Below are 14,720 nucleotides of genomic sequence, written 5' to 3'. Positions count from 1 at the left end.
AAAGGCGATGTTTCCATCGCCTTTTTCATTTCTATCAGCACCCGAGCTTATTAATGCACGGCGCCTTCAGCTTTCAATTTTTCTGCACTCATGAAGTGATAAGTCAGTTTATCAGCGGCTTTATCCAAAGCTACGGACACTGAACCACCATCAACCAATGAGCCAAACAGCAGTTCGTTAGCCAGTGGTTTCTTCAAGTTTTCCTGCACGGTGCGCGTCATTGGACGTGCGCCCATTGCACGGTCGTAGCCTTTGACCGCCAACCAGTTGCGCGCTTCTTCGCTAACTTCCAGCGACACGCCTTTCGCATCCAGCTGTGCTTGCAGTTCGACAATAAATTTGTCGACAACCTGATGAATCACCTCGGTTGACAAGTGGTTGAACCAAATCACATTATCCAAGCGGTTACGGAACTCTGGCGAGAAGACTTTCTTAATCTCATCCATCGCATCCGGGCTGTTATCCTGATGGATAAGGCCAATAGATTTACGTTCAGTTTCACGTACGCCAGCGTTGGTTGTCATCACCAAGATCACGTTACGGAAATCAGCTTTACGGCCATTATTATCCGTCAACGTACCGTTATCCATTACTTGCAACAGCAGGTTAAAGACATCTGGGTGCGCTTTTTCAATTTCATCAAGCAATACCACCGCATGAGGATGTTTGATCACCGCATCCGTCAGCAACCCGCCCTGATCAAAGCCGACATATCCTGGAGGCGCACCAATTAAACGACTCACGGTGTGGCGTTCCATATACTCCGACATATCAAAGCGCAGCAGTTCGATATCCAATGCTTTCGCCAGCTGGACGGTCACTTCTGTCTTACCAACGCCGGTTGGGCCAGCAAACAGGAATGAACCCACAGGCTTATGATCCTGACCTAAACCAGCACGGCTCATTTTGATCGCTTCAGTCAGCACCTCGATCGCGGGATCCTGTCCGAAGACCAGCATTTTTAGACGATCGCCCAGGTTTTTCAGCACATCTCTATCCGTTGCCGATACGGTTTTTTCCGGAATACGAGCGATACGCGCCACGACGCTTTCGATATCGCTAACATTGACGGTTTTCTTGCGTTTGCTAACCGGCATCAGGCGGCTACGCGCCCCCGCTTCGTCAATGACATCAATCGCTTTATCCGGCAAGTGACGATCGTTGATGTATTTTACCGACAGCTCAACCGCAGCGCGGATCGCTTTGGCGGTGTAACGCACATCATGATGCGCTTCATATTTCGTTTTCAGACCGTTAATGATCTGGATAGTCTCTTCTGGCGACGGCTCAGTAATATCGATTTTCTGGAAGCGACGTGCCAGCGCACGGTCTTTCTCAAAGATATTGCTAAATTCCTGATAAGTCGTTGAACCTATCACGCGAATTTTACCGCTCGACAGCAAAGGTTTAATCAAATTAGCTGCATCAACCTGGCCGCCAGAAGCCGCACCGGCACCGATGATAGTATGGATTTCATCAATAAACAGGATGCTGTTTTTATCTTGCTCAAGCTGTTTCAACAACGCTTTAAAGCGTTTTTCGAAATCGCCGCGATATTTGGTTCCAGCCAGCAGTGAACCGATATCCAGAGAATACAAAGTACAATCGGCCATCACTTCTGGCACGTCACCTTGTTCGATTCTCCAGGCCAGGCCTTCGGCAATAGCCGTTTTACCGACACCTGACTCACCCACCAGCAGCGGGTTATTTTTACGGCGACGGCACAGCACTTGAATAGCGCGTTCCAGTTCTTTATCACGACCAATCAGCGGATCAATACCGCCAACACGCGCCAACTGGTTGAGGTTTGTGGTGAAGTTCTCCATACGATCTTCCCCTGCCGACTGCTCTTCATTAACCGGGTTCTCCGCATTATTCGGAGCCTGGCCACCCGTTTCATCTTTTCGCGTACCGTGGGAAATGAAATTCACCACATCAAGGCGACTAACATCATGCTTACGCAGCAAATAGGCGGCTTGGGATTCTTGCTCACTGAAGATAGCCACTAATACGTTAGCGCCTGAAACTTCGCTTCTGCCCGATGACTGAACGTGGAATACCGCACGTTGCAGCACGCGCTGGAAGCTCAGCGTCGGCTGAGTATCTCGCTCTTCTTCACTCGCAGGTAAAGTGGGTGTCGTTTGTTCAATGAAGGCTTCCAATTCCTGGCGTAGGGCCACTAAATCGACCGTACAGGCTTCAAGCGCTTCACGAGCAGCCGGGTTGCTAAGCAACGCCAACAGCAGGTGCTCCACTGTCATAAACTCGTGCCGGTGCTCGCGGGCTCTCGCGAACGCCATGTTGAGACTGAGTTCAAGTTCTTGATTGAGCATAGGCACCTCCCCAAATTAGATTGCCTTAATCAGGCTTTTTCCAGCGTACACAGCAACGGATGCTCATTCTCCTTAGCGTACTTATTCACATGTGCGACTTTGGTTTCGGCTACTTCGGCGGTATAGACGCCACAAACAGCTTTCCCTTTATAGTGCACAGTAAGCATCAGTTGCGTTGCACGTTCAATATCATAAGAAAAGAACTTTTGCAGTACGTCAATCACAAATTCCATTGGCGTGTAATCGTCGTTGTTAATAATAACTTTATACATAGATGGCGGCTTTAGCGCATCCTTTTGTTTATCCGCCGCCAAGTGTTCAAAATTCATCCAACCTTGATTGTCACCCATCGCCTGCTCATCACCTTGTGCATTGCTTTTGATTGCGGGATCCGCCAAGTGACGAAATAGAATTCAGTTCGTACTAAGCCGGAGATCGTCGCTGTTATTAACATATTTTATCATTTTTCCACCGCCCTTACCGTAGTTGACATCATATGTTTTCACTCAAAACTTCGGATTAAATGCTATTGAGCGAAGCCAATAGCGTTAGCTACTTCAAACTTTAGCTAACTGCTCCCCCAAGACAAATCCCCTTCTCTTGACGTCCAGACCTAATTCACTAGAGTGTAAATTCATGCGTTGGGTGAGTTTTAACCACTATCCTCTGCTGGTTTACAACTCACCTCAACCTGACTTTATCTCTTTTTAATCACCAGAATCGTCAGTAAGAGGGATGTACAAGCATGGATACAGGTACGGTTAAATGGTTCAATAACGCTAAAGGTTTCGGCTTCATTTGTCCTTTGAATGGTGGAGAAGATATTTTCGCCCACTACTCAACTATCCAAATGGAAGGTTACCGCACACTCAAAGCTGGCCAACAGGTTAACTTTGATGTTCATGAAGGCCCTAAAGGAAATCATGCCAGCCTTATTATTCCGGTGGAAACTGCAGCGGTGGTTTGACCAACATCCGCATACCGCCGACAATCAATACCTCTATCAAACGTCAGTCATTTATTGGCTGACGTTTTAATTTATGGGGTAGGAACCCATACTCTTCAAGTCCCGAAGAAAAAAAACTTCACGCTAATAATGCAACCTTCTGTTTTATTTGCTTCATTTTAATTCTTAACCGTTACGTTTGATTTTCGTAAACCATTCATCAACAAGTGTAACTCTTTGTGTGTAAAGAAAGTTGCCGTTGTCTTTTGGTTTATTTTCCTTTTGCTTAAATAACATTAATAGAATTTTTACTATTAATTATTTGAGCCCCTAAAGAATGTCATCAATATCTTATTCTTCTCTTTCACCAAAGCCGGCATCTGGCCTGAATCTCATGTCTGCACTGGTCAGCGGGCAACTCACGCCGAATAAAAACTGGAGAAAATTGAGCTATCGACTGAAATTTTTAGGCCGCTCGCTCGTTTATCCACGTTCGACGTTGGTGCTGCTCAATAACCTTGCTCAATTCCCGCAAAGTAATGAAATTTTGAGCGCGCAGCCAACCCTGCCGGTCAAACTACATCGGCCTTATATGTCCGCTAATTTTAGCCGTAGCATGGCCTTACAAAGCATTTGTGCGCACTACAACTATATTAATCAACGTCTACCGCTGCAGCTGCAACGTGGGCATTTGAGCAAACAAGTACTACCTATCGCTAACCTTGAAGGCAAAGGCGAGCAGATTTATCGCATCACCTTCAATGCCATTAGTCATCTGGATAAAGAAGGTGAAGCCACGATGATGTTTGTCAATGCCGCGGACCAGGCGCTGGCAAAAGTAACGTTTTCTTTTATCGATTATCAGGGACAGCCCACGCTGTTTATTGGCGCGCTTCAGGGTTCTGATGGCAATATTGAGCATCAGGCCATTCAAGATGCCACTAAAGCCTGCCACGGTCTGTTCCCAAAACGTATTTTGATGGAAGCCTTATTGCTAATGGCAGAAAAAATGGAGATGAAGCAGGTCTTCGCGGTAGGCAATGCGACACATATCTATACGAGCTGGCGTTATAAAAAGCGTAAAAACATGATGTTTGCCGACTATGATTCGTTTTGGGAAACCTTAGGGGGCGAACAGACGGAACAAGGCTATTTCCGTCTGCCATTGCGCATAACCCATAAACCTTTGGAAAGTATCGCCAGTAAAAAACGTGCCGAATATCGTCGTCGTTATCAATTGCTCGATAATATGGAAACAGAAATCCGTAACAAATTTACCAGTGGCGCGACGCTCTAAGCATTATTAACAACGTCTTGATACTAGCTATTTATCGATATTAACGATTCATCAATATGATTTAATCCGCGCGGCCTCTGGCCAGCCAAGCCACGCGGGAAAACATTTTCCTTAGTAGCGGAGGAATAGATTCAACGCCACGCTGCCCTGCTTCCATCGCAACATCGATCGCTAAATCAGGCTTTGAGCTACGGTGAATGGCTTTTTCAATCACCCGCCGTGGTGCCATTGGCGCATTGTAAGGCAATGCTGCTACGCGCCGATAGACATCTTCAAAGCCGCCACGATAAAGAAAATGCTCAATATCCGTTGCAGGAAGCGCGGTTAGGCGATAACGCAAAATATCATCGTGTTGCGAAACCATACTCGCCACCGTCGCCGCGTATTTCTTGCCAGCCTCGTCACCATCGACCAATGTGTGCCATTCAATCCCCATTTGCCTGGCAAAACGTAACAGAGGCCGTAAGCCACTTTGTGCGAACTCAATCACTTTGATGCCTTCCGACTCAAAATGATAACCACACTGCCGGGCTAACTGATTAAGCAGCCAGACTTCTGTCTCTCCCTCAACCAATAACCAACAACGGGCAAAGAGCGACGACGGTCGGTTAAAACGGATATGAAATGCAATACGCCGACCATCTTCTGCACTCATCCCCTGCGGACCAATAGCATAAGCGGCCACCTTGCCTGATTCGCGAACTAAACGGCAAATCTGCTCGACCGGAACCAACGATATCAGCTCACCAGAATTGGTGGTGGTAATGCGCTGTAGCGGCAACTGATCGAGCAAGCCCCACGCCACCGAAAGCATGATCGGGTGTAAGCGTGTTTCGGGATCTTCAATTAACAATAGCGGGCGTGCGTTAGGATGTAGAACAACCGAGCCTTTAGCTTGCAATAGCGTCGAAAACATTCCTAGCAGCATCACTCTCATACTGCGACTGGTCGGTTCGGCGATCATGCGATTGATATTACCGAGAGATCGCCAAGCCTGACGACTCTCCGCCCGCCCCGAACGTTTTTGTTGCCAAGGCGCGTGTGCTGCGCCGCCCTGCTCCGAGAAATAATGTTCGAGTAGCTGCTGCATCGCCGCCAGCCCACTGCGCAATTCTGCATTGGTCAATGATTGTGGATTATGAATTAATTCACGGGTCAGGGAGTCAAGCTGTTTTGCCAGCTGCTCCGTATTATCCGCCAGATGGGGTGCCAGAGTTTCACTGCGTAAGCGGCGAATAAAGCGGGCATCTCGCAAACGCAACACCGGGTTGAGTTTAATCAGCGCCAGCGCTAAGGGATCAATACTTTTCAACGCCAGTGGTTCACCATTGGCCGCTAAAAAGCTCCGCAGCGTCAGCACACTGCCATCGTCATCCAACTCTCCTTCCAGACGATAATAAATACGGGTTAACCGATCGTCACATTTAACCCACACCGGAGATAACGGATTAAAGCGCGGAGCTGCATGCTGCCCCGGATGATGTTCGCAGAAAGTAAAAACCACATGTAGATAACGTTGTTTTGACGCTTTCTCGCCGGCAGGGAAATAAAAATCCTGCTCTTTAAAACAATATAACTGCGGCTCTGGCGATAATAATAACGTTAAGGCGTCCAGCAAACTGGATTTGCCCCATGCATTCTCACCGATTAAGACAGTATTAGTATTTACTGTCATTAAATCACTACGATCGCCGGAAAATGGCGGGGTATTCAGGCCAGCGCCGCGCTGCACTGGTTGGGTCAGCCGCAGAGATAAACGATTAATCCCACGAAAACCGACAATGTCTACATTTTCAAGATACATCGGGCAACTCCTATGCGCGTATTTCTACTCCTGAGCATGGCTAATAAAGGGGGGAGTGGTCAAGAAGAGCGAGATCGCCCGGTCTGGTTTTTCTGGTCTTCAAATGATAGCTTGTTTCTTGCGGTGAAATGACTTGCCGCCAAGTAGCACGCCTCTTGACACGGATGCCGCTCTCCCGACTGCCGACGCTATCCGTTTTCTATTATAAAATTTATTTTCATACCAGGATCATTGCGTTATGTACTCAGGGTTATTGATTATTTTATTGCCGCTTATCATTGGCTATTTCATTCCGTTGAAAAGTCCAGTGTTACTGCAAGGCATCAATAAACTGCTCAGTTGGATGGTTTATGTCATCTTGTTTATCATGGGCGTTAGCTTGGCATTTCTCGATAATCTCAGCAGTAATCTGCTGATGATTTTTAAAAATGCGGCGGTATTTTTCTTGTGTATTTTTGTGCTTAATTTACTGGCGTTATGGTTATTGGAGCGCAATAAGCCGTGGAAGACCAAATACCATCAAGAAACATTGCCTTCTCGTCTGCGCATGGCCTTTGACTCTCTTAAACTTTGTTTCGTCGTCGTTGCCGGTTTCTTGCTTGGTTTAACGCAAATGCACTGGCTTACTTATGCATCACAGGCGAGTGAAGTGGCGCTTATTTTTCTGCTGGCATTGGTCGGAATACAGCTAGGTAACAGCAGCATGACACTGCGCCAGATTATCCTTAATCGTCGAGGCATGCTGGTAGCTGCTGTGGTAGGAATATCGTCATTGGGTGGTGGTATCGTTGCCGCATTATTACTAAACCTGCCGGTAAAAACAGGCTTAGCCATCGCTTCTGGTTACGGCTGGTATTCATTATCAGGGATCGTGCTGACCGACTCGTTTGGACCCGTTATCGGCAGCTCAGCCTTTTTTAACGATCTGGCCCGCGAGCTCTGTGCCATTATGCTGATCCCAACTTTGGTCAGAAGCAATCGCTCTGCCGCGTTGGGATTGTGTGGCGCAACATCAATGGACTTTACCTTGCCAGTATTACAGCGCAGCGGCGGATTAGATATGGTACCGCCTGCCGTGGTTCATGGCTTCCTATTGAGTCTATTGGCTCCTATTCTGATGGCATTCTTTTCAGCCTGATCGCGTTAATATTTTATGTCCTGTCACAGCTGCTTACAGTAACGCAGGACATAGCTCACTCCCCTCTCCGACCTATTTCCATTATTTATCAAATCGTTAATCAACTCCCGCCAAACTAGAGATAAGACAACTCAGCATAACTGCAATCTATAATGGACTATGCTTATGGCTGTCGTCCGAGTTTCGCGAAACAGAATGGGCGTTAAGCCCCTGCTCATTCAGTCATCGACTCAATCACAGGAGAAAATATGAAACAGTCAGTGGCATCGTTATTTGCTAAAACGCTGGAGCAAGCCGGAGTAAAACGTATTTGGGGAGTAACAGGTGACTCCTTAAATGGGTTAACCGATAGCCTTAATCGCATGGATTCAATTGAATGGATTGGAACTCGCCACGAAGAGGTGGCCGCATTTGCAGCGGGTGCCGAAGCACAAATTACCGGAGAGTTAGCCGTATGTGCCGGTTCCTGCGGACCGGGTAACCTTCACCTGATTAATGGGTTATTCGACTGCCACCGTAATCACGTTCCGGTGCTAGCCATCGCCGCACATATCCCGTCGAGTGAAATTGGCAGCGGATATTTTCAAGAGACCCATCCGCAGGAATTGTTCCGCGAATGCAGTCACTATTGCGAATTAGTGAGCAACCCGGAACAGTTACCACAAGTTTTAGGCATTGCCATGCGCAAAGCCATTCTCAATAAAGGTGTCTCCGTGGTGGTATTACCTGGAGATATCGCCCTGCAAGCCGCGCCAGAAGATGCCAAAGCCGCATGGTATCCGCCACAACTTCCTGTTGTGCAGCCGACCTCAAATGAACTAACAAAACTGGCTGAGGCGTTAAACGGCGCAAAAAACATTACCCTCATGTGCGGCAGCGGCTGCGCTAATGCTCATGACGAAGTCGTCAAGCTGGCTGCGACACTGAAAGCGCCGGTGGTACATGCATTACGCGGCAAAGAGTATATCGAATGGGATAACCCTTATAGCGTGGGGATGACTGGCCTAATCGGCTTTTCATCGGGCTATCACGCGATGCTTAATGCCGATACATTAGTGCTGCTAGGCACCCAATTCCCGTACCGAGCTTTCTATCCAACTGATGCCAAAATCATTCAGATTGATATCAATCCAGGCAGCATTGGGGCCCATTGTCATATCGACATGGCGCTGGTTGGCGATATCAAAACCACGCTTAACGCGCTGCTTCCCCAGTTGCAGGAGAAAAACGACAGCGCGTTTCTCGATAAGGCGATAAAACATTATCACGAGGCGCGTAAAGACCTAGACGGCCTGGCAACGCCAAATGATAAACAACCTATTCACCCACAATATCTGGCGCAGCAAATCAGTAAATTTGCCGCTGAAGATACCATTTTTACCTGTGACGTCGGCACGCCGACCGTTTGGGCCTGCCGCTACTTGCAGATGAACGGTAAACGCCGACTGCTCGGCTCCTTTAACCACGGCTCTATGGCTAATGCCATGCCGCAGGCGATTGGTGCACAGGCCATTGATCGCAACAGGCAAGTCGTCGCGATGTGTGGTGACGGCGGTTTTGCCATGCTGATGGGCGATTTGCTCTCCATTGCTCAACACAAGCTCCCGGTAAAACTGGTTATTTTTAATAACAGCGTACTCGGGTTTGTTGCCATGGAGATGAAATCAGGCGGTTATCTGACCGACGGCACGGAGCTGCAAAACCCTGACTTTGCCGCAATCGCTGAAGCGACTGGAATCAAAGGTATTCGCGTGGAGAAAGCCTCCGACGTTGATGCTGCCCTGCAAGAAGCCTTTGCCCACGACGGCCCGGTGCTATTAGACGTTATTACTGCCAAAGAAGAATTGGCGATGCCGCCGCAAATTAAGTTTGAGCAAGCCAAAGGCTTTAGCTTGTATATGCTGCGCGCCATTATTAATGGCCGCGGCGATGAAATTGTCGATCTGGCGAAAACCAACTGGCTACGGTGATGACCGTCGAGCTATAGTGACATCGCATGATTTAGGGGCCGAAAGGCCCCTTTCTCAGTAATCTGTCCTGATATTTTCGCCATATGAAGGAAGCCAAGTTGATCGATTTACGCAGTGATACCGTAACGCGCCCGAGCGATGCCATGCGTCAGGTGATGGCGAATGCCGAAGTGGGCGATGATGTTTATGGTGATGACCCAACGGTTAATGCCTTGCAAGAGTTGGCCTGTAAGCTGACGGGTAAAGAAGATGCGCTGTTCTTACCTTCCGGGACACAAGCCAATCTGGTGGCGTTATTAGCGCATTGCCAGCGTGGTGACGAGTATATTGTCGGCCCAAAAGCCCATAACTATATGTACGAAGCCGGTGGTGCTGCTGTGCTTGGCAGTATTCAACCTCAGCCATTAGAGGCAAATCCAGACGGAACATTGCCGCTGGATAAAGTTGTGGCAGCCATCAAGCCTGACGATATTCATTTTGCGCGCACCCGTCTACTGAGTCTGGAAAACACGCATTTTGGTAAGGTTCTGCCGCTAGATTATTTGCGCCAGGCGTGGGAGTTAACGCGGGAAAAAGGGCTAGCGCTGCATATTGACGGCGCAAGAATTTATAATGCCGCAGTGGCATTAAAGGTTGAACTTAGCGAAATCACTCGCTATTGCGATACCTTAACTATTTGTCTGTCAAAAGGCTTAGGTGCACCGATAGGCTCGCTATTATGCGGTAGCAAAGAGTATATCAAACAGGCCAATCGCTGGCGCAAAATGACCGGCGGCGGCATGCGTCAATCCGGTATTCTCGCCGCAGCAGCCTTGTACGCGTTAGAAAATAACGTGCAACGTTTGCAAGACGATCACGACAACGCAAAATGGTTAGAGCAGCAGCTACGAAGCATTGGCGTTGACATAGCCCCTCAGGGTGCACAAACCAATATTTTGTATATCAATCAAGATGCGCAACTTGCTGAAAAGATGAAACCATGGATGTTGGAACGCGGTGTCATCATGAGCACTGGCGCAACAACCCGACTGGTTACCCATATCGATATCAGCCGTGATGATTTGCAGAAAGTGGTGGCATTGTGGAAAGAATTTCTACGGCTTCATGCCTGATTCATTGAGACTATAGCCGAGATCCCCGCTCTAAGTCTGATCTAACACAACACCGTGAATAACCTCATTCCTTTATCCAGGTTATTCGCGGAAAATCTCGCCTTTTAATCCCCATAGCCCGTTTTATTCCTTCGCGCCTGGCTGCAATAAGGATTTATCTCGTTGTGCTGTGGAAATTTGCAACGATCGCCTGATTTAGCCCAAGACTTCGCGGTATTCTCATTGCATAGCGCCGGATTTCAAGAAAGAATGACGCCCAATTGGCTATGGAGTTCCCCGCAAACGCCAACGTGCTCTATGCTTAGCACTTAATATCAGTTTGGCAATTACCTATCAGTTTGGAAAACGGAGAGTTATGAAGGTTCTGGTTACCGGTGCTACGAGTGGTTTAGGTCGTAACGCCGTCGAATATCTGCGCCAAAAAGGCATCAGCGTACGAGCAACAGGCCGCAACGCAGCAATGGGTCCTTTACTTGAAAAACTGGGTGCAGAATTTGTTCATGCTGACCTCACCAATCTGGTTTCCGCTCAGGCAAAAGTGCTACTGGCTGATATTGATACGCTTTGGCATTGCTCAGGGTTGAGTTCGCCTTGGGGAAGTGAAGAAGATTTTGAACTAGCTAATGTCCGTGCCACGAGACGCTTGGGAGAATGGGCTGCGGCTTACGGCGTGGAAAATTTCATCCATCTCTCATCACCCGCAATCTATTTCGACTTTCATCATCGCCGAAATATAAAAGAAGACTTCCGCCCACACCGTTTCGCTAACCAATTCGCCCGTAGTAAGGATGCCGCAGAACAGGTTATTACCACCCTGGCGCTGTCTAATCCGCAAACGCATTTCACTATTTTGCGACCACAAGGCATTTTTGGCCCGCACGACAATGTGTTAATGCCGCGTCTGTTACAGATGATTAAATTCGGCGATACCTTAATGCTGCCTCGCGCGGGCGAAGCGCTGGTGGATATGACCTACGTCGAAAACGCCGTACATGCAATGTGGCTGGCAACACAAATACAGTCAACGGCATCAGGCCGGGCCTATAATATTACTAATCTGCAACCTCGCCCGCTGCGCACTCTGATTCAGCATTTAATGGAAGGCTTGGAAATGAAGTACCGTATTCGTTCTGTGCCTTATCCCCTGCTGGATATGATGGCACGAGGAATGGAAAGGATTGGTGCTAAGTCCATGCGAGAACCCAGGTTGACCCACTACAGCGTGGCAAAACTAAACTTTGACCTCACCCTGGATACGCAACGGGCGCAGGACGAATTGGGTTACCAACCTATTGTCTCGATTGATGAAGGTATTAAGCGAACCGCATTGTGGCTGAAAGATCATGGTAAATTACGCAGCCGACATGAGCTGATCAACCGTCCCAACTGATAATCGATAGAGAATTAACAATAGAGAGGACGGCCCATTGCCAAAATGGGCCTGTACAAAAGAGCGGGATTAACTGGGGTACTGCTCAAGCAATGCTTTAACAATAGCCTCTGTTTCTGCATCCGGCAGGCCACGATAATCCGCTGAACGGAAATGCATTTGGAAGGCGCGAACAACCCGCTGCTGCTGTGCTGGGGTCATATCATCACTCACCGCATAACCGTAACGAGCAAGCAGCGCTAATAATTCCGCCATCGGTACCGGTTGCTGCTTATCTTTCCCCGCTAATAACGCTTTTACTCTCTCAGCCTGCGGCCATGCGCCAATACCCTGCTCAGCTAACTGTTGCCAAGGGAATAACGGCCCCGGATCGTCTTTGCGTTGAGGTGCAATATCACTATGTGCGACGACATTACGCGGCTCAATTTGATAACGTGTCACAATTTGGCGGCTCAGCGCGGTCAGCAAGCTAATTTGCTCACGAGGAAACGGATAAAAACGCAATCCAAGCAGCGTTGAGCTATAGCCGGGATTCTCTAGTTCAATGCCAATCGAAGTATCGTTTAAATTAGTACGATCGCGCCAACGACTGGCTCCGGCGTGCCAAGCACGCATTGATTCGGGCACTAGTTGCCAGGCGACTGGCTTGCCCCCCTCTTGCGGAGGATATGCGGGGATCAAATAATGCGCGCTAACGTGTTCATCGGTTAAGGTATTCAGCGATGAGTGAAAATCCTCGGCCGTGTAATGGATCACCAAAAATCGGATACGCTGGTCAGCCCCCTGCGCCTGCCGGGATTTTTCCAACACAAACTCTGGATTATCAGCAGAAACCCTAGATTGACTCTGACAACCGGCAACCCAGCTCAGCAACAACGCCAGACATAACCTGAGCCCTATCTGTGGTATTTTGATACTACGCATGAGCCATCCTTGTAATGACTTATCCAATTGAACGGCGATTATCACGGATCAGTAAACGCCATAAAATCATTTTATATTCTATGATTAAAAATACTGCTAAGACCCAATAGACTTTGTCATGCAGGGACGGCAATCCAAGCGTCAATAGTGACTTACTAAGACAAGCGATCGCAGATGCCCAAGCCCACAACAAGATAAAGTATGGCGGGTATATCAAAAATGTTCAGGATTACTGTAAGGATTACAATGAAAAAGAACCTTCTTGGAACGGCAATTACCCTCGCACTGCTCTTAAGCGGCTGTACCACCGTCACGCCTGCCTACAAGGATATTGGCAGTCGCAGTGCCCCCTGTATCGAAGGCGGACCGGATGCGGTTGCGCAGAAGTTTTACGATTTACGTATCCAGAATAAGCAGACTGGCCTGCCCAATAGCAATCAGTTAGCGCAATATCGCCCTTATCTTTCAACCGCGTTATATCAAGCATTGCTCAATGCACAGCACGAACCGAAGATAGACCTTGCTGCTACACCAAATGAAAAACACGATGCGGTCGGCGGCGATGTTTTCTCAAGCCTGTTCCAGGGGCCGACCTCCGTCAGCGTTCACAGCGCCTCAACCATACCTAATACTGATGCCCGCAATATACCGCTGCGAGTCAATATGACTAATGATGGCACGCAAAGTAAGCAACCTAAATGGCAGGATGAAGTATTGATGGTGCGCGAAGGCCATTGCTGGGCTATCGATGATGTGCGCTATATGGCCGATCTCGATTTTGTATCCGGCGGCACGCTGCGACAAGTGTTGGAAAATCGTTAATAAGTACGGACAAATAACGTGCTGTTGCTCTAATAATAGAAACCAACTTGCTGTCATTTGATACAAGTTGGTTTATTCTCCTAAGAAAATTACCGCGATAAAATAATTAGACTAAGGATATCTTCATAGCGATATTTTATTCTATCTGGCGAGATAAAAACCACACGCCGATAAATTTTACGCACTTTCGTTGCATAACTATGCTGTAAGGGTTAACCTCTGCGGCATTAACGGCTATCAGTATTTAAGCATGAGTATTCAACTAAACGGCATCAATTGCTTCTACGGCGCCCATCAGGCGCTTTTTGACATTAACCTTAGCTGCGCAGCCGGAGAAACCTTAGTGTTACTCGGCCCAAGCGGTGCTGGGAAAAGCTCCCTGCTCCGCGTGCTCAACCTTCTGGAAATGCCTCGTTCAGGCAGCTTGCAGATTGCGGGTAATACCTACAATTTCCAAAAAAAGCCTGATGAAAAATCAATTCGCGAGCTGCGCCAAAACGTCGGTATGGTATTCCAGCAGTATAATCTGTGGCCACATCGCACCGTTTTGGACAATTTGCTAGAAGCCCCTTGTCGGGTGTTGGGCCTGAGCAAAGATGTCGCACTCAAACGTGCCGACACCTTGCTAACCCGCCTGCGCTTGAAGGATTTTGCTGACCGCTATCCTTTGCACCTTTCAGGCGGTCAACAACAGCGAGTGGCAATAGCCCGTGCATTAATGATGGAACCACAAGTGCTGCTCTTTGATGAACCAACTGCCGCGCTAGATCCTGAAATTACCGCCCAAATTGTTAGCATTATTCGTGAGCTTGCCAGCACTGGCATTACCCAGGTTATCGTGACTCACGAAGTTGAGGTCGCGCGCAAGACAGCAAGCCACGTGGTCTACATGGAAAATGGCCGCATTGTTGAACAAGGCGATGCCACCTGTTTCACTCAGCCGCAAACCGCCGAGTTTGCCAGCTATTTATCACATTGATTTAT

12 protein-coding genes are annotated in these 14,720 nt (G+C 48.2%); 8 read left to right on the top strand and 4 right to left on the bottom strand.

Going from position 1 to position 14,720, the window contains the following annotated elements; translation table 11 throughout:
• Positions 1-50: 50 nt before the first annotated feature.
• Together clpA and clpS are read right to left on the bottom strand one after the other, a co-directional pair.
• A complete protein-coding gene (clpA, locus tag ACL9RG_RS05665; protein WP_422791633.1) occupies positions 51-2,333 on the bottom strand; it encodes an ATP-dependent Clp protease ATP-binding subunit ClpA in 2,283 nt (760 codons plus the stop codon).
• 29 nt (positions 2,334-2,362) lie between these two features.
• Positions 2,363-2,683, bottom strand: a complete 321-nt coding sequence (gene clpS / locus ACL9RG_RS05660; protein ID WP_422791632.1) for an ATP-dependent Clp protease adapter ClpS — start codon at positions 2,681-2,683, stop codon at positions 2,363-2,365.
• Between the two features lie 395 nt (positions 2,684-3,078).
• Here clpS and cspD point away from each other — a divergent pair, with 395 nt between their 5' ends.
• A complete protein-coding gene (gene cspD / locus ACL9RG_RS05655) occupies positions 3,079-3,300 on the top strand; it encodes a cold shock-like protein CspD (RefSeq protein WP_422791631.1) in 222 nt (73 codons plus the stop codon).
• A gap of 373 nt (positions 3,301-3,673) precedes the next feature.
• Positions 3,674-4,576, top strand: a complete 903-nt coding sequence (locus ACL9RG_RS05650; RefSeq protein WP_422791630.1) for a VirK/YbjX family protein — start codon at positions 3,674-3,676, stop codon at positions 4,574-4,576.
• Between the two features lie 61 nt (positions 4,577-4,637).
• On the opposite strand, the gene ACL9RG_RS05645 is transcribed toward ACL9RG_RS05650, so the two are convergent.
• On the bottom strand, positions 4,638-6,380 hold the full coding sequence (locus tag ACL9RG_RS05645) for a DUF2813 domain-containing protein (RefSeq protein WP_422791629.1): 1,743 nt from the start codon (positions 6,378-6,380) through the stop codon (positions 4,638-4,640).
• Positions 6,381-6,618: 238 nt separating this feature from the next.
• Here ACL9RG_RS05645 and ACL9RG_RS05640 point away from each other — a divergent pair, with 238 nt between their 5' ends.
• From ACL9RG_RS05640 to ACL9RG_RS05625, 4 genes are all read left to right on the top strand, one after another.
• Positions 6,619-7,518: a lysine exporter LysO family protein gene (locus tag ACL9RG_RS05640; protein WP_422791628.1), complete on the top strand. Its 900-nt coding sequence runs from the start codon at positions 6,619-6,621 to the stop codon at positions 7,516-7,518.
• A 248-nt stretch (positions 7,519-7,766) separates the two neighbouring features.
• Complete coding sequence (gene poxB, locus ACL9RG_RS05635) at positions 7,767-9,488, top strand: ubiquinone-dependent pyruvate dehydrogenase (protein WP_422791627.1); 1,722 nt, start codon at positions 7,767-7,769, stop codon at positions 9,486-9,488.
• Between the two features lie 83 nt (positions 9,489-9,571).
• Positions 9,572-10,600 carry a low-specificity L-threonine aldolase gene (gene ltaE / locus ACL9RG_RS05630; RefSeq protein WP_422791626.1) on the top strand — a complete coding sequence of 343 codons (1,029 nt, stop codon included), beginning with the start codon at positions 9,572-9,574 and terminating at the stop codon, positions 10,598-10,600.
• A gap of 355 nt (positions 10,601-10,955) precedes the next feature.
• Entirely contained in the window at positions 10,956-11,990 is a 1,035-nt protein-coding gene (locus ACL9RG_RS05625) for an NAD-dependent epimerase/dehydratase family protein (RefSeq protein ID WP_422791625.1), read from the top strand.
• 69 nt (positions 11,991-12,059) lie between these two features.
• Here the strand turns inward: ACL9RG_RS05625 and ACL9RG_RS05620 are convergent, their stop codons facing one another.
• Positions 12,060-12,914: an N-acetylmuramoyl-L-alanine amidase gene (locus tag ACL9RG_RS05620; RefSeq protein ID WP_422791624.1), complete on the bottom strand. Its 855-nt coding sequence runs from the start codon at positions 12,912-12,914 to the stop codon at positions 12,060-12,062.
• Between the two features lie 246 nt (positions 12,915-13,160).
• Here ACL9RG_RS05620 and ACL9RG_RS05615 point away from each other — a divergent pair, with 246 nt between their 5' ends.
• Together ACL9RG_RS05615 and artP are read left to right on the top strand one after the other, a co-directional pair.
• The gene (locus ACL9RG_RS05615) at positions 13,161-13,736 is read left to right on the top strand and encodes a lipoprotein (protein ID WP_422791623.1); all 576 of its coding nucleotides are present in this window, start codon (positions 13,161-13,163) and stop codon (positions 13,734-13,736) included.
• Between the two features lie 250 nt (positions 13,737-13,986).
• Entirely contained in the window at positions 13,987-14,715 is a 729-nt protein-coding gene (gene artP / locus ACL9RG_RS05610) for an arginine ABC transporter ATP-binding protein ArtP (RefSeq protein ID WP_422791622.1), read from the top strand.
• Positions 14,716-14,720 lie beyond the last annotated feature (5 nt).

This window comes from Rouxiella sp. Mn2063, from assembly GCF_049319665.1.
In the GTDB taxonomy this organism is placed as follows: Bacteria; Pseudomonadota; Gammaproteobacteria; order Enterobacterales; family Enterobacteriaceae; genus JBMOUD01.
Note: the sequence above shows the minus strand (reverse complement) of the source record. Positions and strands in the feature narration are given on the sequence as shown.